At 30.4% G+C, this 21,512-nt stretch carries 15 protein-coding genes; 9 read left to right on the forward strand and 6 right to left on the reverse strand.

Features of this window, described 5'->3' with window-relative positions; genetic code table 11:
- Positions 1-41: 41 nt before the first annotated feature.
- The 6 genes from H0I28_RS08970 to rlmB all read left to right on the forward strand — a co-directional run bounded on the left by H0I28_RS08970 (position 42) and on the right by rlmB (position 11,784).
- Positions 42-3,284, forward strand: a complete 3,243-nt coding sequence (locus tag H0I28_RS08970) for a SusC/RagA family TonB-linked outer membrane protein (RefSeq protein WP_218761446.1) — start codon at positions 42-44, stop codon at positions 3,282-3,284.
- A gap of 11 nt (positions 3,285-3,295) precedes the next feature.
- Positions 3,296-4,735 carry a SusD/RagB family nutrient-binding outer membrane lipoprotein gene (locus tag H0I28_RS08975; protein ID WP_218761448.1) on the forward strand — a complete coding sequence of 480 codons (1,440 nt, stop codon included), beginning with the start codon at positions 3,296-3,298 and terminating at the stop codon, positions 4,733-4,735.
- A 694-nt stretch (positions 4,736-5,429) separates the two neighbouring features.
- Complete coding sequence (locus H0I28_RS08980) at positions 5,430-8,648, forward strand: SusC/RagA family TonB-linked outer membrane protein (RefSeq protein ID WP_218761450.1); 3,219 nt, start codon at positions 5,430-5,432, stop codon at positions 8,646-8,648.
- A gap of 21 nt (positions 8,649-8,669) precedes the next feature.
- Positions 8,670-10,142, forward strand: a complete 1,473-nt coding sequence (locus H0I28_RS08985; protein WP_218761460.1) for a RagB/SusD family nutrient uptake outer membrane protein — start codon at positions 8,670-8,672, stop codon at positions 10,140-10,142.
- A gap of 64 nt (positions 10,143-10,206) precedes the next feature.
- Positions 10,207-10,938 carry a hypothetical protein gene (locus tag H0I28_RS08990; RefSeq protein ID WP_218731156.1) on the forward strand — a complete coding sequence of 244 codons (732 nt, stop codon included), beginning with the start codon at positions 10,207-10,209 and terminating at the stop codon, positions 10,936-10,938.
- An 84-nt stretch (positions 10,939-11,022) separates the two neighbouring features.
- On the forward strand, positions 11,023-11,784 hold the full coding sequence (gene rlmB, locus H0I28_RS08995; RefSeq protein WP_218731157.1) for a 23S rRNA (guanosine(2251)-2'-O)-methyltransferase RlmB: 762 nt from the start codon (positions 11,023-11,025) through the stop codon (positions 11,782-11,784).
- Between the two features lie 92 nt (positions 11,785-11,876).
- Here the strand turns inward: rlmB and H0I28_RS09000 are convergent, their stop codons facing one another.
- Positions 11,877-12,557, reverse strand: coding sequence for a rhomboid family intramembrane serine protease (locus H0I28_RS09000; protein ID WP_254712869.1), 681 nt, complete (start codon positions 12,555-12,557; stop codon positions 11,877-11,879).
- 73 nt (positions 12,558-12,630) lie between these two features.
- Here H0I28_RS09000 and H0I28_RS09005 point away from each other — a divergent pair, with 73 nt between their 5' ends.
- Positions 12,631-13,902, forward strand: coding sequence for a replication-associated recombination protein A (locus H0I28_RS09005; RefSeq protein WP_218761462.1), 1,272 nt, complete (start codon positions 12,631-12,633; stop codon positions 13,900-13,902).
- Positions 13,903-14,020: 118 nt separating this feature from the next.
- On the opposite strand, the gene H0I28_RS09010 is transcribed toward H0I28_RS09005, so the two are convergent.
- Together H0I28_RS09010 and H0I28_RS09015 are read right to left on the reverse strand one after the other, a co-directional pair.
- Entirely contained in the window at positions 14,021-14,773 is a 753-nt protein-coding gene (locus H0I28_RS09010) for a hypothetical protein (RefSeq protein WP_218761464.1), read from the reverse strand.
- 136 nt (positions 14,774-14,909) lie between these two features.
- On the reverse strand, positions 14,910-15,596 hold the full coding sequence (locus tag H0I28_RS09015) for a YjjG family noncanonical pyrimidine nucleotidase (protein WP_218731160.1): 687 nt from the start codon (positions 15,594-15,596) through the stop codon (positions 14,910-14,912).
- Positions 15,597-15,634: 38 nt separating this feature from the next.
- Here H0I28_RS09015 and H0I28_RS09020 point away from each other — a divergent pair, with 38 nt between their 5' ends.
- Both H0I28_RS09020 and H0I28_RS09025 read left to right on the forward strand, forming a co-directional pair.
- Positions 15,635-16,912 carry a lipopolysaccharide biosynthesis protein gene (locus H0I28_RS09020; protein ID WP_218761465.1) on the forward strand — a complete coding sequence of 426 codons (1,278 nt, stop codon included), beginning with the start codon at positions 15,635-15,637 and terminating at the stop codon, positions 16,910-16,912.
- Position 16,913: 1 nt separating this feature from the next.
- Positions 16,914-18,503 (forward strand): asparagine synthase-related protein, encoded by a 1,590-nt coding sequence (locus tag H0I28_RS09025; RefSeq protein WP_218761467.1) that lies wholly within the window; start codon positions 16,914-16,916, stop codon positions 18,501-18,503.
- Here H0I28_RS09025 and H0I28_RS09030 read toward each other — a convergent pair.
- The 3 genes from H0I28_RS09030 to radC form a co-directional block, all read right to left on the reverse strand.
- Positions 18,500-19,414, reverse strand: coding sequence for a hypothetical protein (locus H0I28_RS09030; RefSeq protein ID WP_218761469.1), 915 nt, complete (start codon positions 19,412-19,414; stop codon positions 18,500-18,502). The two genes, H0I28_RS09025 and H0I28_RS09030, sit on opposite strands and share 4 nt — an antisense overlap.
- Entirely contained in the window at positions 19,414-20,718 is a 1,305-nt protein-coding gene (locus H0I28_RS09035; RefSeq protein WP_218761471.1) for a polysaccharide deacetylase family protein, read from the reverse strand. The genes H0I28_RS09030 and H0I28_RS09035 overlap by 1 nt, the downstream gene beginning before the upstream one ends.
- Positions 20,719-20,803: 85 nt before the next feature.
- Positions 20,804-21,490, reverse strand: a complete 687-nt coding sequence (gene radC, locus H0I28_RS09040) for a DNA repair protein RadC (protein ID WP_218761473.1) — start codon at positions 21,488-21,490, stop codon at positions 20,804-20,806.
- Positions 21,491-21,512 lie beyond the last annotated feature (22 nt).

Genomic DNA, 21,512 nt, shown 5'->3' on the forward strand with positions numbered 1-21,512 from the left:
AATATTGATATTTGAGTCAAATAATTCAAATTCAAATAATAATGAAAACAAAGTTTAAAGGATTTTTTACACTACTATTGGTGTTTCTGATGCAAATATCTTTTGCTCAAGAAAAAAAGGTTTCTGGAACCGTATCAGACTCATCTGGTACATTACCCGGAGTTAGTGTAGCAATTAAAGGAACAAACAACGGAACTCAAACTGACTTTAACGGAAAGTACTCCATTAGTGTTAAACAAGGCGACGTATTAAGTTTTAGCTATGTTGGCTACAAAACCATTCAAAAAACGGTTGGCAATTCAGCAACAATTGATATTACAATGATTGAAGACGCTAGCGTTTTAGATGAGATTGTTGTAACTGCCTTAGGTATTAAAAGAGAAAAAAAATCTCTAGGTTATGCCTCTCAAGAAGTTAAAGGAGATGAAGTAAGCGCAATTAAAGACGTAAACTTCGCAAACTCTTTATCTGGTAAAGTTGCAGGTATAGATGTTTCTGGAAGTGGAACAATGGGTGGATCTACCAACGTTGTAATCCGTGGTTATTCTTCTTTATACGGATCTAACCAAGCATTATTTGTAGTAGACGGCGTACCAATTAGTAACAATAACTCAAACTCCGCTGACCAACGAACAGGTGGAGCTGGCTATGATTATGGAAACGCTGCCGCAGACATTAACCCTGATAACATTGAGTCTATAAACATACTAAAAGGTGGTGCCGCAACTGCTCTTTACGGGTCTCAAGCTGCAAATGGAGTTATTGTTATAACAACTAAAAAAGGTAAAGACACTGATGGATCTATTGGAGTTACCGTGAATTCATCAATAACATTTAATAAATATAATGCAGATACTTTTGCAACTTACCAAGATGAATATGGAGCAGGATATTGGATTGGTAATTATCATGACGATTTTTACGTTAAAAATGGAGAAAACTATACATTAGCTGACTGGGATGGATCTTATGGAGCTGCATTTGACTCAAATACACTAGTAAGACAATGGGATTCTTTCTACCCTTCATTAGATGGTTACGGAATAGCAACCCCTTGGGAGGCTGGTAAAAACGATCCTTCTTCTGTATTTGAAACAGGAACAACAGTATTTAACAGTGTCTTTTTAGATGGTGGTAGCGATAAAGGTACTTTTAAGCTAGGTTATTCAAAAGCAAGCATTAAGGGAATAATGCCGAATAGTGAAATAATAAGAGATAATGTTGATTTTTCTGCATCATACAAACTTACAGAAAAACTTACGGCAGCATCTAGTGTTTCTTACAACAAAACAACCGGTAAAGGACGTTATGGAACAGGATATGATTCTCAAAACTTTATGCAAACTGCTAGACAATGGTGGCAAACAAATGTAGATTTAAAAGATCAAAAAGCAGCCTACCTTGCAACTGGAGAGAACGCAACTTGGAATACAAGTTATATTGATGAAGATTTACACGCAATTTACCACGACAACGTTTATTGGATGCGTGACAACAATTATGAAACTGATGTAAGAAATAGAGTTATAGGTAATGTTAATTTAAACTATGAAATTAACGATTATTTAAATATTTTTGCCAGAGCTTCTATTGACACTTATTCTGGAAACCAAGAAGAGCGTATTAATAATGGTAGTACTAGCCTACCTTCCTCTTACGGTATTTTCACTGAATCATATACACAAAACACCTATGATTTACAGTTACATTTTGACAAAGATCTTACGGAAGACTTAAACTTAAAAGCTATTTTAGGAACAAATATCCAAAGAAATCATTACTCTTATGTAGATGCAGAAACTAACGGTGGAATTAATATTGATGGACTTTGGTCTTTATCAAACTCTGCTAATGCTCTAGAAGCTCCAGGACAATATGAATATAAATCTGGAGTTGATGGATATTTTGCAAATGTATCTTTAGGGTATCAAAATTTCTTATTCGTTGAAGGATCTTATAGATTAGACATAGCTTCTACCCTTCCAACAGATGATAATCAATATGATTATTATGGTTTATCAGGAAGTTTCTTATTCTCTGAACTAGTAGAGTCTAACTTTATGAACTTAGGTAAATTAAGAATTGGATATGCAAAAACAGGTAATGCTGCTTCTCCATTATCACTTTACAACACATTCGGATTAAACACACCTGTACAAGGACAAGCATCTGCTTCTTTACCATCAACAAATAACAACTCTAACCTAAAGAATGAAGAGTCTACTGAGACAGAAATAGGATTAGAAATGATGTTTGCAAAAAGAAGATTAGGTTTTGACTTCTCTCTATACAATAAAACATCTAAAGATTTACTTACACCAATATCTGTTACTCCTGCAATAGGATATACCGGACAATGGTTAAATGCTGGAGAAATAGAAAATAAAGGTGTTGAATTATCTTTATACGGTTCTCCAATAAAAACAGAAGACTTTGAATGGAGAGTTGATTTAAACTGGGGGAAAAACGTAAGTAAAGTAATAGCACTTCCTGCAGGTTTAAAAAACCTTCAATTAGCTAGCTTACAAGGTGGAGTATCTATCAACGCAACAGTAGGAGATACTTACGGTATGATTAGAGGTACTAATTTTGTATTTGACGACAACGGTAATAAAATTATTGACGCAACATCAGGCGCTTACGCTGTAAGTCAAAGTTCTGATGAAAATCTTGGTTCTTTTCAACCAGATTGGAAAGGTGGTATAAATAACTCATTTACCTATAAAAACTTCTCTTTAAGTTTTTTAATTGATATTAAAAAAGGAGGTAATGTATTTTCTTTAGATACTTGGTATGGTATGGCTACTGGATTATATCCTGAAACAGCTGGACTTAATGAATTAGGCAACCCAAAAAGAGATGCTTTAACATCTGGTAATGATAGTGGAGGTATTATTTTACCAGGAGTTATACAAACTGGTACAGATTCAGACGGAAATGCTATCTCTGATGGGACCGTTAATACCTTAAGAACTGACATGAGTAATTTTGATAACGCATTGGGGTATAAAAGAGCACCAAATGCACTTCACGTATACGATGCAGGTTTTGTTAAATTAAGAGAATTATCTGTATCTTACTCTCTATCTCAAGAACAATTAGGTAATTCATTTTTTAAAGGAGCTACTTTTTCTTTAATTGGTAGAAACTTATGGATTATTGACAAAAGTTTACCATACGCAGACCCTGAAGCAGGTTTAAGCTCAGGTAATGTACAAGGTTATCAATCTGGTGTTTATCCAACAACAAAAGATTATGGATTTAGTGTTAAACTTCAATTTTAAAAAAACAAACGATGAAAAAAATATTTTTAATAGCATTATTGATAGGGATCACATTTTCTTCATGTGAAGATTTTGAAGGATGGAATGTCGATGATAAAAACCCAAGTGAAGTACCAGCATCATATTTGGTAACTAGTACTCAAAAAGATTTATTCTATAGGATGTCTAGTCCTAATGTAAACTATAACATATTTAAGTTTTTCGCTCAATATTGGACAGAAACACAATATACAGACGAAGTAAACTACGATATTAGAGGAAGAGATATAGGTGGTGGTTTTTCAACTTACTTATATAGAGACGTATTAATTGACTTACAAGCAGCAAGAGACATTCTTGATGCTGATGAATTTTTAGATGCAGGAACAAAATCTGCTCAATTAGGAGTAATTGGACTTATGGAAGTTTATACCTGGAGTGTATTAGTAGACGTATATGGAGATATTCCTTACACAGAAGCTTTAATGGGAGTAAACAATATTATACCTGTATACGACAATGATGAAGATATATACACAGATCTATTCACTCGCTTAGACGCAAGTTTAACTAACTTAAACGCAGGTACAGAAACTTTTGGTGATGCCGATATCGTTTATGGAGGATCAACTGCAAAGTGGAAAAAATTTGGTAATTCTTTAAAATTAAGAATGGCACTTAGAATTGCAGATTACGATAATGCTAAAGCAAGCACAATAGCTTCTGCTGCGATTGCAGGTGGTTTATTTGCATCTAATGATGATAATTTTGCTTTTGCTTTTGAAACGACAAGCCCAAATACAAATTCAATTTGGGTTGACTTAGTACAATCTGGTCGTGATGATTTTTTAGTAGCTGACACTTTTGTAAACCTAATAAATCCATTAAACGACCCAAGAGCTTCAACTTATTTAGCAGATAACAAAACACCATATATCGGAGCTCCTTACGGTGTAGGAAGTTCTTACACAGACTTTACACATATTGGTGACGCATGGCATCAACCAGACTTAGAAGGAGTACTTTTAAGTTATGATGAAGTTCAATTTCTATTAGCAGAAGCTGTAGAAAGAGGTCTTATAACTGGTAGTGCAGAAACTTATTACAATGCAGCTATTTCCGCTTCGATTATCTATTGGGGAGGAACTCAAGCAGAGGCTGACACATATTTAGCACAAGCAACTGTTGCGTATACAACTTCTGGTTCTTCTTGGAAAGAAGTTATTGGTAATCAAAAATACATAGCACTTTACGGAAGAGGATTTGAAGCTTGGAGTTCATGGAGATTATTAGACTACCCAAATACTTTTACTCGTCCTTCAATTTCTAACGAAGCTGTACCAAGAAGGTATTTGTACGGAAACGACGATAAAGATCTTAACCCAGATAATTATGCTGCTGCAAGCAGTGCAATGGGAGGTGATGATAAATCTTCTCGCGTATTTTGGGATATTACAGGTGTAGGAAACTAACATCAAATACACTAAAAAAAAGACTATCTGAAAAGGTAGTCTTTTTTTTATACCATAGAAAAATCTTTAAAAAAAACAGACTTTAGCTAAAACTAATACATATTTCGTTTATCTAAATAAAAAAAGTCACTAAACCAAATTATGTTAACATATAAGATAATTACAAAGGAATACAAATTATTCTAGAACCTAAAAAAAACATCAACAGAAATAATAACGTTAAAAATCGTTTTTACTTGAACAAACACCTCTATTTAAGAGGTCTTTTTTTTATCAAAAGAATCATAACTGATAAAAAAACAACACCCATACAATACAAAAATAGAAGAATTCATTACAGATAATTTAACCATATCTATAAATGAATAAATTTTATATTGCAAAAACACTAAAATCACTCGATTATTCCTAACACTGAAAGGTTTTAAATAAAAAAAATAAATAAAATTTAAAATTATTTTTATTACAAAATACAAGAAGAGAGAAAGAGTTTTTTAGATAAAATAAAAATAGAACCCCTTAAAAAAGAACCTATTAAAAAAATAATAAAAGAATAAAAAGATTTAAAAAGCAAAAATAACAACAAAATTTAATGCTATTTTTACCACATACTAAAAAACTATTTGTGTTAAAAAATTGTTTTATTAAGATTAATTTAAGACTTTTGGATTTAATTAATTCAAATAATTATACAATGAAGACAAAGTTTAATGGATTTTTAACGCTACTCTTAGCGTTAATCGTGCAAATTTCATTTGCACAAGACAAAACTGTTTCTGGTACAGTTACAGAAAATTCGGGACCTTTACCTGGAGTTAGTATATCAGTAAAAGGAACCAACAAAGGTACAGAGACTGATTTTGATGGAAAGTACTCTATCCTAGCAAAAAGCGGAGATGTTTTAGTTTTTAGATACTTAGGTTTTACACCAGTAGAAAAAAAAATAGGAGCATCTAACACCGTTAACGCGAGTATGGTAGTTGACGATAACAACGTTTTAGACGAGGTTGTGGTTGTTGGGTATGGTACAAGTACAAAACAAGCCTTTACAGGTACTGCAACTGTAGTTAGTGCAGAAAACTTACAAGCAAAGTCTGTTTCTAACATATCACAAGCATTAGCAGGTGAGGTAGCAGGTGTAACAGTTGTAAATGGATCTGGACAACCAGGTAGTGCTGCTGAAATTAGAATTAGAGGTTTTGGTACTATTAATGGTAACAGTGATCCTTTATATGTTGTTGATGGTGTACCATACTTAAACAGTATTAGTAACATTAACCCAGCAGATATTGAGTCTACTACTATATTAAAAGATGCAACTGCAACTTCTATTTATGGTTCTAGAGGAGCAAATGGGGTAATTGTAATTACAACTAAAAAAGGTAAAGATGGTATCTCTAACATTAATGTAGAAGTAAAGTCTGGTGTAAACATGAGACTTTTACCTACTTATGATTTAATTAGCTCTCCAGATGAGTACATGGGACTTTCATGGCAAGCTTTAAGAAACACAGGAAGTAGATTAGGTGTTGCAGATGCAAATGCATATGCAAATGATGTATTATTTGATGATACAAGAGGTGGTATTAGCCAAGATTATAATATGTACAATGCAACAAATGGTGCAGATATTATAGATCCTGCCACAGGTACAGTTATACCTGGTGTTTCTAGAAAATACACTCCTGAAGACTGGTCTGATTATGGCTTTCAATCATCTACAAGAACAGAAGCTAACGTAAGTATGAGTGGAGGTAATGATACAACAACTTATTTTTCTTCTTTTGGTTACTTAAATGACAAAGGATATGTTATAAACTCTGATTATAAACGTTATTCTACAAGATTAAATGTAACTCATAAGCCTGTAGATTGGTTAGAAGCAAATGCTAATATTGATTACTCTTATGCAGAACAAACTGCAAATGGTCAATCTGAGGATTCAGGTTCAATTTTTTGGTTTACAGATAATATCCCATCAATTTACCCATTATTTTTACGTGATGCTTCTGGAGCAATAGTTGCTGACGATTACTATGGTGGTAACCAATATGATTATGGTACTAATAGAGGTTTTGGAGGTTTAACAAATGCTATTGCAGATGCTACATATGATTTAAGTCAAAATATGCGTCATTCTATAAATGGTAACTTCTCTTTTAAAGTTAATTTTACTGATGCTTTTTCATTTACAGCTAAGTATGGTGCAAACTTCTATAGTTTAGTAGACAACAGCATCAACAACCCGTTCTATGGATCTTCTGCTGGACAAGGTGGTAGTTTATTCAAAGAACAAAGACAAGCTATAACACAGAACTTTTTACAAATGTTTAACTACAATAAAACTTTTGGAGACCATAACGTTTCTGCTTTAGTAGCACATGAAACAAATAATTGGGAAAGAGAGCGTACTTACATCAGTAAGAATACAGTAGTAAACTTAATTAATGGTTTAGACAATCCTACAAACTATGTAAACTTAGGAAGTAACCCTTCTGGTTATACAGAAGAAACTGCAATAGAAAGTTTCTTTGCTCAAGTTAACTATAACTATTTAAATAAATATTTTCTTTCTGGTACAGTAAGAAGAGATGGTAGTTCTAGATTTGCTACAGAGAAATGGGGAACTTTTTGGTCTGCTGGAGCATCTTGGATTGTTAGTAAAGAAGATTTCTTTAGTAATGTAGATTTTGTAAATAACTTAAAAGTAAAAGCAAGTTACGGTATTCAGGGAGATCAAGGTGGAGTAGATTTCTATTCTGGTCAAAATGGATATGATATTGATAATTTAGACGGAGGTATTTCTCTTATTTTAAGAGCAAGAGAAAATGCTAGTTTAACTTGGGAAACAAGTAAAATGTATCAAGTAGGTACAGAGTTTAGATTGTTTAACAATGTAATTGATGGTTCTGTAGATTATTATATAAAAGATACTGATGGACTTATTTTTAGTGTACGTACGCCAATTTCTACGGGTGATGCTCTTGACACTAAAAATGATGGTGCACTTGTAAATAGAGGTTTAGAATTTGACTTGACAGGACACATTATCAACAAAGAAAACTTTAAATTAGATTTATCTATAAATGGAGAAGTTTTAGATAATGAACTTACTAAAATGCCATATGACGTTCCAGAAGGTAGAGATAAAATTATTGACATTGATGGAAACTTTGGTAGAGCTGAAGGACACAGTAGATATGATTATTATATGCCAGTATGGGTAGGTGTAAATGCAGCAAATGGAGATCCTCTTTGGGAAACTCATTATGTAGATGCTAATGCGAATGGTGCTTTTGATTCTGGAGAAGAAATTGCAGAATTATTTGAATATTCTATAAAAAACCCAACAGCAGAAATTAAAAAATCTGTTACAAACGACTATACAGAAGCAACCAATCAATTTATTGGAAAATCTGCAATACCTAAAATTAGAGGTGCTTTTAGATTATCTGCTCAAATACATAATTTTGACGTAAGTACACAGTTTGCTTATAGTTTAGGAGGTTATGGATATGATGGTAACTATGCAAATGTATTAGGTAATGGTCAAGTTGGATCTAATAACTACCATGTAGATATTAGAGATGCATGGCAAGCTCCTGGAGATATTACAAATATCCCTAGATTATACAGTAATGAAAATGTAAATGTAAACAGACAATCTACACGTTTTTTAACAAAATCTGATTACTTAGCATTAAACAATGTAAGGATTGGTTATAGTGTACCGTCTAAATCATTAACTAACACAGGTATGTCTGCTTTAAGTTTTTGGGTAGCAGGAGACAATTTGTTCTTATTAAGTTCTAGAACAGGTTTTAATCCATCTTCATCTTTAGTAGGTGCATCAGAAAGATACCAATATAGTCCTTTATCTACATTCACATTAGGTGTTAGAGTACAATTATAATTAACTTAAAAACAAAAAATAATGAAATATAATATTTTAAAAACAGTATTTACTCTTGCGGTAATTACATCATTTTTAAGTTGTGGTGATGACTTTTTAGAAAAAAGTCCAACATCATTTATAAATGCTGAAGACGCAGGTTTAACAGGGCAATTAAACCCTGTAATCTCAGATGCCAACCTTAGTGGTTTGTATTCTATGATGGTGAACACCGGAACGGGTGGTACTACGGCTCATGAAGATTTTGGTCAAAAAGGGTATGATATCTTTACAGATTTTCTTTCTGGAGATTTAGCACTTACAGCTAATAACTATAACAGATATGCTAACTTTGTAAACTTATTATCTACAGTAGATTATTCTGATAATAATAACTATATACCTTGGAGATACTACTATAGAGTAATAAGATCAGCAAACCTAATAATTAGTTCTTTAGGTGGTAATGATGCAATTCCTGAATCTGATGCTGCAAAGCATGCTTTAGGACAAGCTAAAACATTAAGATCATATGCTTATTTTTATTTATCTCAATTATATCAGGCAGAATATAACGGTACAGAAGCAATTTTACCATTGTATTCAACTCCTTTTGACCCTGTATTTCCACAATCACCAATGAGTGATGTATATGATTTTATGATTCAAGATTTTACATCTGCAGCTTCACTTTTAGAAGGTTTTGAAAGATCAAACAAAGCAGGTGCAAATCAAGATGTAGCTAGAGCTTTATTGGCTTATGTGTATGCAGCTAAAGGAGACAGCGCTTCTAACTTATTAGCTAAAGGATTAGCAGACCAAGTTATTGCTGCAGGGTATCCTTTAATGACTAGTAGTGAAGTTGTAGGCGGATTTACCAGCGTTACTACACCAGGTTGGATCTGGGGATTTGATGTTACTTTAGCTAATGGATTAGATTTAGTTTCTTGGTGGGGACAAATTGATGTATTTACCTATAGTTACCAATGGGCTGGAGATAGAAAAGGGATTGATGATGGTTTATTTGCACAAATTAAAGATGGAGATATCAGAAAAACTCAATTTGATGTTGATAATTCATTACAACCTCGTAATAAGTTTTATAATGCTGCTAGAGTAATTGGTGGTCAAAGAAACGTAGAAGATGATTACGTTTATATGAGAGTTGCAGAAATGTACTTATTATCTGCTGAAATGGCTGCAAAAGAAGGACAAGATGGTGTTGCTAAATCAAGATTAATTGAGTTATTATCTCAAAGATTTGATGATGCTGCAGATTATGCATACGTGAACGCATTATCTGGTGATGCTTTATTAAATGAAGTTATTCTACAGACTAGAATAGAATTATGGGGTGAAGGAAAAAGTTATTTATCAATGAAGAGAAATAAACAGACTATGACAAGAGGTACAAACCATGTATTTCACTCTGGTTTATCTATTCCTCATACTGATGAAAGATTAACTTATGAAATTCCTCAAGCAGAGGTTCAAAACAACCCTTACATTAACTAGATTTTTTACAATGGGCAAGCTTAAGTTTTTATAAGCTTGTCCATTTAAAACAAAAACATAAATTATGAAAAAATATATTTATTTATTTTTAGCATCTGTAGCTATTATATCTTTCTCTTCTTGTAAAGATAGTTCTCTAACAGCTTTAGATACTTCTTATGCGTCATTTGTATCTAACTCTATGGATATCGGTGTTTTAGAAGGCGCCGAAACTTCTGAAGAAGTTAGTGTTTATACTACAAACATTATAAGTTCTGATAGAACTATTACTTTAAATGTAGTAGAAAGTACTACTGCAGATGAAGGTGCTTATACTGTTCCTACTTCAGTTGTTATTCCTGGAGGAACAAACGTAGGGACAATTACAATTGGAGTAAAAGATGTAGATTTAGTAGAAGATAAAGTATTAGTTTTAAGACTAGAAGCTTCTGAAGAAACTTTTACTGGTGAAGCTTTAACAATAGGATTATCTCAACTTTGCCCTGATAACGGAATAAAAGTAAAAATAAACCTTACTTTTGATAGCTATCCAGAAGAATTCGCTTGGAGAATTTTGGATGCTGACGGAACAACAGTATTAGCAAGTGCAGATCCATTTGGATATGGAGCTTACACGGGTTTAGCTGGAACATCTTTAACAATTAGCGAATGTTTACCTTCTGGAGATTATACCGTACAGGTATACGACAGTTATGGAGACGGAGGTAATGAAGTTAGCATTACTGCTAATGGTGTATCCGTTTTTAGCATATCAGGTGATTATGGAGATGGAACAGAGGAAGTAATTTCTATTTAATTTCTTTTATAAAATTTAAACCACCTCTTAATGAGGTGGTTTTTTTTTGTCTAATAATTTCAATAATTAACATACCTTTGCACAATGACAACAGAAAGTACACCAACAACCAATATTTTTGGTATTAGAGCTATAATTGAAGCCATAGAAAGTGGTTCATCAATTAATAAAATATACTTACAAAAAGGATTAAGAGGAGAATTGTTTTATGAACTGAACAAGTTAATTAAAACAAACAACCTAACTACAAGTATGGTTCCTGTAGAAAAATTAGATAGGTTATCTAAAAACAGTAATCATCAAGGTGCTGTTGCTCAAATATCTCCAGTAGAATTTTACGATTTAGAAGAATTGATAGAAAAAACAGTAGAGAGTGATAAAACACCTTTATTTTTATTGTTAGATCAAGTATCTGATGTACGTAATTTTGGTGCCATCATTAGAACTGCAGAATGTTCTGGAGTTAGCGGAATTATCATTCAGAAAAACGGAAGTGCTCCTGTTAATGCTGAAACTATAAAAACATCTGCGGGTGCAGCTTTTAAAATTCCTATTTGTAAAGTAGATCACATTAAAGATGCTTTATTTTTATTACAAGCATCAGACATTAAAACGGTAGCAGCTACAGAAAAGACAGAAGACTCTGTATATGATATCGATTTTAAGCAACCAATTGCTATAATTATGGGTTCTGAGCATAGAGGTGTAAACCCTTCTATATTAAAAATGGTAGATTATAAAGCTAAATTACCATTATTAGGTGAAATAGCTTCTTTAAACGTATCTGTTGCTTGTGGTGTTTTACTATATGAAGCCGTAAGACAAAGAATTGTTGTGGGGAGTTAGAAAGAATTAAAAATACATTTAAAACAAAGCTGTATCTAAGGAATTAGGTACAGCTTTATTTATTTACCATTTATATAAGAAGTTTCCAATTTCTATTCAACTTTTTCATCACCTACCTCCTGCTTTATTTCTGGTGGAGTAAAATTACCATGTTCATCAAACAAAGCATCAAATTCTGTTTCTATAAATTGATGTTCTTCTCTTACAATTCCTCTATTTCTAAAAACAATTGCAAAAAGAAGTCCCACTATAAAACCAGATAAATGACCTTCCCATGAAACCCCTTCTTTTATAGGCAAAACATACCATATCATACCTCCGTATAGAAAGATGATGATTAATGACAATGCGACTAATCGAAAGTGTCTTTTTATAATTCCGCTAAAAAAAACAAAACTAAAAAGCAAATACACAATTCCGCTTGCACCTATGTGGTAAGACTCTCTAGCAATGCACCAAGTTATTAAACCTGTAAAGAAACCACCAAGAAGCAAAACTTTATAAGCTACATCTCTATAAAAATAAAAAAGACTGCTTAAAAGCACAAATAAAGGAACCGAATTATTAAAAAGGTGACTAACATTACTATGTATAAAATGTGTTAAGAAAACACCTCTAAAACCAACAAGATTTCTTGGAAAAACACCATATTTATTAAAATTGAAGTCAAGTTGTATTTCAATCCAATAAATAAGCCATATTGTAACAACATATACAATTGGAATTAAGAAAATTGATTTCGAACTTTTTAAATTATTTTCCTCTTTCATCATTATAAAAATAACAAAAATAGAACCAATCCCGATTTTTACAATTTCTGTCAGAAATCTTTATTATTTTTACGGAATGAATGAACCTTTGGCAGAAAGAATTAGACCTAAAACTTTAGAAGACTATATCAGTCAACAACATTTAGTGGGTAAAACGGGTGTTTTAACCAATTTAATCAAAAAAGGAATCATTCCTTCATTAATTTTATGGGGACCTCCAGGAATTGGAAAAACAACGCTTGCAAATATTATTGCAACAGAATCTAAACGTCCTTTCTATACATTGAGCGCTATTAGTTCTGGGGTAAAAGATGTAAGAGAAGTTATAGAAAAAGCTAAAAAAAGTGGAGGATTGTTTACGGTTAAAAATCCTATTTTATTTATTGATGAAATTCATCGATTTAGTAAATCTCAGCAAGATTCACTTTTAGGAGCAGTAGAAAAAGGATGGGTAACGTTAATTGGTGCAACTACAGAAAACCCAAGTTTCGAAGTTATTCCTGCCCTACTCTCTCGTTGCCAAGTCTATATTTTAAATTCTTTTGATAAAACTGATCTCGTGGCACTTTTACATAGAGCCATGGAGAAAGACGAACTTTTATCAACCAAAAAAATTACTTTAACAGAAACGGATGCATTATTACAAGTATCTGGAGAGGACGCTAGAAAGCTTCTTAATATTTTTGAATTATTAGTATCTGAAGAGGATGAAATTGAAATCACCAATGATTTAGTACTCGCTAAAATTCAGAAAAACACTGTTAGATATGATAAAACAGGGGAACAACATTATGACATTATATCTGCTTTTATAAAATCGATTAGAGGTAGTGATCCTAATGGCGCTGTTTATTGGTTGGCTAGAATGATTGAAGGTGGTGAAGACGTAAAATTTATAGCAAGAAGGCTACTTATTTCTGCTTCAGAAGATATTGGAAACGCAAACCCTACTGCTTTAATACTAGCAAATAACACGTTTCAAGCTGTTTCTGTTGTTGGATACCCAGAATCTAGAATTATATTAAGTCAATGTGCTATTTATTTGGCTAACTCCGCCAAAAGTAATGCTTCATATATGGCTATTAATGATGCTCAAAATTTAGTACAGAAAACGGGAGACTTATCTATCCCTATTCATTTAAGAAATGCACCAACTAAGTTAATGAAAGACTTAGACTATGGTAAAAACTATAAATACTCGCACAATTATCCGAATAACTTTGTAGAACAAGAATTTTTACCTGATGAAATATCTGGAACAAAACTGTATGAACCAGGTAATAATGCTAGAGAAAATCAGTTTAGAGAAATCTTAAAGAATAGATGGAAAAATAACTATGAATATTAATTTATATCTAAAACTTTTATCAAAAAAAAATGTCACTCAGAAATTATTTCTAAGTGACATTTTTTATTCAAAATAAAACTAAGGATACTAAGTTTTATTTTTTTTTATAGAAAATTAATTAAAATTTTATTTGATATTCTTCTTTTACTAATTGGTCATTTTTATAATATTCTGCAATCCAAATTTCTCCATTTTTATAAAGCGTTCCGTCTTTTCCTTTAATTACATAAACATCTTTCTTGTTTGTATTTAAAATTATAAAAACAACTTCTGGTGTTAAATTTACCAGTTGAAATCCGTTATTTTTTTTCTGTGCATATAAAACATTAGTAGCATTAGAATTAGTATTAATTTCTTTTACACTTGTTTTAACGGTAACAACAGATTCTTTTTCCTTAACTATTTCTGGTTTTATCTTTTCTTTAGCAGCAATAGAAGTATTATAATTATACTTTAAATCTTCCATTGTTTCATAAGCTTTTCTTATAGCCTCTTGATAACCTTTCTTATATTCTTTAAGTTTACTCTTACCAACCTCTGAAGTGTATAATACATTATTATTACAGTCTTGTAATTTAATTACACTTTTAATGGTAAACATACTAGAATAATCTACAACTATTGCTGTTAACGCTTTACATCTATTTAGCATTAAATCTTCTGGTAATTTTTCATTGCTTAGAAAAACTTCAAATCCTTTTTTTTCTAAAAGAAACTTAGTTAAAGAACTCGTTTGGTATTGATCTGAACTCTTTAAAAAATCGAATCGATCTGGTACAATTACATATTTGTAGTTATTAATATCTCGTTCTTGACTAAATGCTGATATTGCTATTAAAAACAAAAAACTAAATGCTATTTTTTTAATCATTTTAATTAAATATTTAATGAATTTCTAATTTTACAGTACTATTATTTGCAGATGCAATATCGCAAAATTGTGCGATACCATCTAGAATTCTAGATAAATTAACTTTTATTTATTTAAATATAAAACGCTCAATCAGTTATAAATATTGCTTTATTTCTAGTAGAGAACTTACAGATACCAAATTACTTTTATTATGTGAAACATTGTAAAAATTACAATGAATAGCTTGCATACCAACGCTCAAAGCTCCTTCTATATCCGCCTCAATATTATCACCAATCATAATAGAATTGTCTTTGTGTGCGTTTGCAACTTCTAAAGCATAAGTAAACACTTTAGGGTTTGGCTTTTTAACACCAACAGATTCTGAGGTAATAATTTTATCAAAATAATGATAAATATTAGAACTAATCATTTTCTTATTCTGCACTTCTTCAAAACCATTGGTAATGATGTGCAATTGATACTTATCATTTAAGTAATCTAAAAGTTCAAAAGTTCCATCAAACAAATAATTAAAATCAGGTAAAAACATTAAATAATCTACAGACATTTTAACTATAACCTCATCTGAAACAGTATGATTTAAAGCGTCAAAACTATTTTTTAATCGACCGTATCTTAATGCTTCTTTAGTTACTTTTTCTTCTCTAAACAATTTCCAAAATTCAAAATTTATGGGTTTGTAAACTTCTAAAAAAGCATTTAAATCAACTTTTAAATTATTGACTCTAAAAACCTTTTCGAAGGTTAAATCAGAATTTTTATCGAAATCCCATAAAGTGTGATCTAAATCAAAAAAGACGTGTTGTATCTTTGTCATTTACATTATATTTGAATACATTATTTTAAGTAAGTAATATGCAACTATTTTCTTTTCTAAAAAAAGAGTTTGTTAAAAATGTTTTAACATTAATAACAGGATCTACTTTAAGTCAAGTTGTTATTTATGCTTCAATTTTAATACTTACGCGCCTTTTTTCTACAGAGCTTTTTGGTATTTACACCTTGTTTTCATCCGTAACTTTAATCTTAAAGCCTTTGGCAACTCTGCAATATGAATTTGCTATCGTTTTACCAAAAAAGGATAAGGATGCTATTAATTTAGTGGGTTTTTCATTTATTATTTTAACAATATATTGCTTTTTATTACTTGTAATCATCTTCTTTTTTAATGAAAACATTACTACCTTTTTTAATATAACAAAACTCGTAAATTTAATTTATTTACTACCATTAAGTGTCTTCCTTTTTGGTAGCGTTTCAATTTTTGATTTTTGGAACAACAGAACTAATATGTTTAAAAATATTTCTAAAGGATTGATCACAAAATCTGCGGTAATGAGTACATCTCAACTTGCTACCGGTTTTAGCTCTTTTAATTCTTTAGGATTAATTCCAGGAATGCTTTTAGGGCAATTTATGCAACTTCTTTTTTTAATAAAAGCGTCTACCAAATTAATGCAAAAACTTACCAAGGAACTATCCTTAAAAAGAATGTTTTTTTTGGCAAAAAAATATAAAGATATTCCCGTTTTTAATACCATTATCAACTTGACTAATAATCTTTCTAATGAATTACCCGTGCTTTTAATTACTAAATATTTTGGTTTGGCAAACTCGGGAATTTATGGTCTAGCAGTTAAATTTACAAGAGCTCCTATTGGCATTTTTCAACAATCAATAAACCAAGTCTTTTTTAATAAAGCAAGTAAAACTTACAATGAACAAGGCAATTTGCATGATTTAGTTATAAAAACAGTCAAACATTTATTATTCATAAGTTCTTTTCTTTTTATTCCTTTATTTGCAATTTCTTTTTTCTTAGATATTATTTTTGGTGAAAATTGGTCTGACGTAGGTTTGTTCTCAAGAATTATAATTCCGTGGTTATTTTTTGCTTTTTTAAGCAATCCTATATCACCATTAATTTTAATTCTAAACAAACAAAAAACCATGGTTGTTTATGATACTTTTTTACTGCTTTTTAGATTTTTGGCATTATTCTTAGGATACTATTTTTACGATAATATTGTTATTTCTTTGATACTTTTTTCTGGAGTAGGAATGCTTTTTAATATTCTTATATTTATCTATCTTTTAAAAACATCAAAAGAAAAGAAAATTGCATACAGCTAATATGAACATTACTTTAAAACATAATAAAGGCTTTAAATGGTATAAAAATGATTCTTTTTATTTAAAAGGTTATTTTTATATTGATGCTGTTTTTTATGAAAAAGAAAATGCTTTAAATTTCCTTTTAACAATAAAAGATACATCTGATTTTAAAGAACTTTTAAAGAACATAAATGGTGTTTTTACAATCGTTTTTTCTGATAAAAAAACTGTTTGTATTGCTTCTGACATAACAAGATCTTTCCCCATTTTCTATACTTTTCATAATGAAAAATTATTTTTGAGCGATGATATTATCTATTTGAAAAACACTTTTAATATTCTTGATTTTAATGCTGTTTCAGAAATCGAATTAAAAGCTTCTTGTCATACCCATGGTAATAAAACATTATTACAAAATGTAAATCAAATACAAGCAAGTGAATATTTAATCATTGAAAATCATAAAATTATTGAGAGTAACTTTTTCTTTTCTTACGCTATAGAAAAAGCATATATAGACTCCTATTCTATTTTAAAAAACAAGATAGTAATTGCTTTTGAAAATTCTTTTAAACGGTTTATAGACTCACTAAATAATAGGACGGCAGTAATTCCTTTAAGTGGTGGTTTTGATTCGCGTTTAATTGCTGTAATGCTTAAAAAGCATAACTATAAAAACGTAGTTTGTTATACCTATGGCAGAAAAGATAGTTTTGAAATTGAAAATTCTAAAAAAACTGCAGAGACTTTAAATTTTGACTGGTATTTTATTGAATATAAAAATGAGTTAATTTCTAATTTTTTATCAACTGAAGAATTTAAAAATTACGCACATTTTGCTGGCAAACTTTCTTCTATGCCTTATCTTCAAGAATACTTTGCTATTAAATTTTTAAAAGATAAAAAAATCATTACTCAAGATGCTATTTTTGTTCCGGGTTTTGCCGGCGATATTTTAGGAGGAAGTGAATATTCTAAAACAATTTCTAAAAACTTAAAACACTCTAATTTACCAGAAGTTATCTTAGAAAAAAAAATGATTAATTATTGTTTTTCTAATGATGAAAAGAAACAAATTGAAGCAGAAATAAAAAAGAATTTATTTCTATTTGATAAAAATTATACAAAAAAAATACCTGAAACTGTCTTAGAAGATTACAACTTAAAAGAACGAATTGCTAAATATATTTTTAATTCTGCAAGTTATTATACTTTTTTTGGTCATCAATTTAGATTTCCTTTTTGGGATACAGAATTGTTAAGTTTATTTAAAAAAATTCCAATTAAATACAAAAAAGGAAAACTTCTTTTTGATGATATATTAATTAATGATTATTTTAAACCTTTTGATGTCTACTTTGAAAAAGAAATTCAGCCTACAAAAAAACAAATTAAATTACAAAAACTAAAAGACAAAATAAAGCCACATTTACCTAATCACCTAAAAAAAAGAATATTAAAAAAACATGATTGGAATAATTATAAACCAATAACCGATCAAATGGTTTATGAATTAAATAAAAAAAATATCAAGGCAAAAAAATTATATAAAGATTATAATGAAATAATATCTCAGTGGTATATTCATTTTTCTAAAAAAGATATTTAACTCATTTTTTTTAACAACTTAATAAACCAAGGTAAATTATTATACTTTATTTGTTGATAATTATTTGATGTAGCACCAAAACTCAAAAAATATTTGGCTATAGATTCCATTGATGAACCTCCAAAATTAAAAATACTAAAATTCTTTTCAAACTTATAAATTGCACGATCAATTAAAAAAGTATTTGCGCCATTTTTTCTATGCTTAAAATCTGTGGATGACACTAAAATTGTAACAGCTTTTTTATGTTTTAAGAAAAAACCAGAAGCGACTAACCTATCTTCTTTGTTGTAAACCGAAAGTATTTCTCCTACTTTTTTCTCTATACAAATTTTTATCAATTCTTCTAAAACTAAATAATCTTTATCTGTAATATTGGGTGTTCTTTTACCTACGTTATTTTTAAATAACTGAATTAATTTTTCAGGATTATCATTCCATTTTTCCGTTAAATCGACTTTCTTTGCCTTGTTTAAGTCCTTTCTTCTATCTTTTCTGTAACCATTACAAATAGTATTATAATCATCCGAAATTAACAAAATTTGCATTTGTTTTCCTACAAAACAAGAGGTGTTTTCTTGTATATTAATAGCACTATTTAACCGGCTTTCTACAGATTTAAATTTCTGAAACAGAAGTTTAAAAAAAGGATTGTAATCTATGTTTTCACTTAAAGAAAAAATACCTAATTCTAACAACCAAAGTGGCGGATAAACATATTTAATCCCAGCCTTTTTACGACAAGGAATTGGCATCACTGCTTTATAATCATCCAAGACCAAAACATCCCAATTATCTGCAACAATATCTAAATACCAAGAAAAAGCATAAATTCTAGATTGAATAGAATTATCTATACAAGCATCATATTTCTCTACCTCTAAATCTTCTCTCTCAACATATTGAATCATTATGAAGTAGCAATTTTAATCATAGATTCATACAGCCTTTTCCAGCCTTTCCAACGTAAATAATCACTTAGGCTTTCGTTATGAAATAAAGTAATAAAAGTTCCGTTAACCGCTTTTACTTCATTTTTTATATCTCTTATTCTTCCTAGAGATTGTTTAGGTGTAAGCTTCATATAATCATTTAAAGTAGTGTCCATTAATGCAAATGGAAACACCTTTAACGGAGTTTGAATTTCGAAATCTAAATCGTAAAAATAAAAAGGCGTACAAGTACTTGCTCTAAAACCTACATTACTTGCATACCCCATAGAGTAATCTTCTTCTACTTCTAAATCTATTAAATGTTGGTACGTTTCGGGCAAGCTAAATCTTAAATAATGTTGTCTAGACCTCTGAATTGGAGAATTAATAATATTTTCTAACCTCAGTTTTTCCTTTTTTAATAAAGAAGTATTGTGCATCGTAAAATAAGAAGGATGCAACCCCACTTTTGCATAATCTACCATTTCTTTAATAAGTAGTTTGTACTTGCTTTTTGAAGCAGAAACATTGGTATCAAAAGTAGTATAATCGCCTATTAAAAAGAAAAAGATTGTTTTAATTTTATACTCCTTTTTAGTCTCTAAAATTTTCTGAAAAGTATCAAAAGGATCTTTCTTTAAATTGAAAGTAACTGCAAATCGATTCCAAACATCTAACACTCTAAAATGAAGTAAATCATTTATAAAACCACCTACACTTCTTATCAAGCTTTTATACTTATAAGCATACGCATTATCAATATCTACTGTGGAAATAAACTCATACTTACGATTTTTGTAATCATAATCTGGAAACTTTTCTTTTAAAGCTTCTAATAATTTATAGGCCCAAATATCTACTACTGGTTTTTCTAAAAAACGTTTTTTATAAGCCAGACTCTGGTCTGCAGTATAACGACCATGAATATCTTTTACGTGCGGTAAGTATTCTTCATATCTCGTAATAAGATAAAAGCTTGCCGCAAAAACATCAAAAGGAATAGAAGATTTTGGTCCGGTTTTAAAGAAACATGGAGTTTCATCCCATTTCTGCATAGAAATCTCCATATCATTAACACCTTGCTCAAACAATAAATTGTTACTTTTCACAAAAAACTCATTCCCTAAAGGTGTTTTTGTGTAGGTCATTTTAGGACCATTAAAAGCCACAAATTCTTCTACCTTAGAAGTGAAATCTACCGGAATTAATAAAGTTCTTGTAAGAATATGTTTAAAAATATAACGAACTCTTGGTGTAATTTTATGTGTGTAAACTAGTATCATGTATTCAGTTTTCAGTCTCAATTTGCGGTCTCAGTAATCAGTTATAATTTCAAGTAACTTTTTTACTGATTACTATAACTGCAAACTAAAGCAATCCTTCATCTGCAAAGCTAAAATACGCTTTTTCGGTAATAATTAAATGATCTAGCAGCTTTATATCTAAAGTGTTTCCTGCTTCTTTAATTTTTTGAGTAAGTTGTTTATCTGCATTACTAGGTTGTAATTTACCTGAAGGATGATTATGGCAAACAATCATTGCTACAGATGCCAATTCTAACGCTCTTTTAAACAACAACCTAACATCTACAACCGTGGCCGTTAAACCGCCTTTACTAATCTGACTTTTTGCCAAAACTTTGTTAGAATTATTTAAAAATAACACCCAAAATTCTTCGTGCTCTAAATCTCCAATAACAGGTTGCATTAAGTTAAAACCATCTTTACTACTGGTAATTTTAGGTTTTTCTAAAGCTATTTCTAATTGACGTCTTTTACCAATTTCTAAAGCAGTAATAATAGCAATTGCCTTTGCTTCTCCTATTCCTTTAAAAGTGGTTAATTTTTCTACGGATAGTTTTGCTAGCTCATTTATGTTACCACCTACCTCTTGCAAAATTCGTTTAGATAACGCTACAGCACTTTCTTGTCTATTGCCAGATCCAATAAGAATTGCAATTAATTCTGCATCAGAAAGTGCCGTTTTCCCTTTTGCTAACAGCTTTTCTCTTGGCCTATCATCTAAAGCCCAAGTCTTAATCGTTAACTTTTCCATTTACTTTTTTTATAAAAATACA

Origin of the sequence: Polaribacter sp. AHE13PA (assembly GCF_019278505.1) — a bacterium.
Classification (GTDB): domain Bacteria; phylum Bacteroidota; class Bacteroidia; order Flavobacteriales; family Flavobacteriaceae; genus Polaribacter.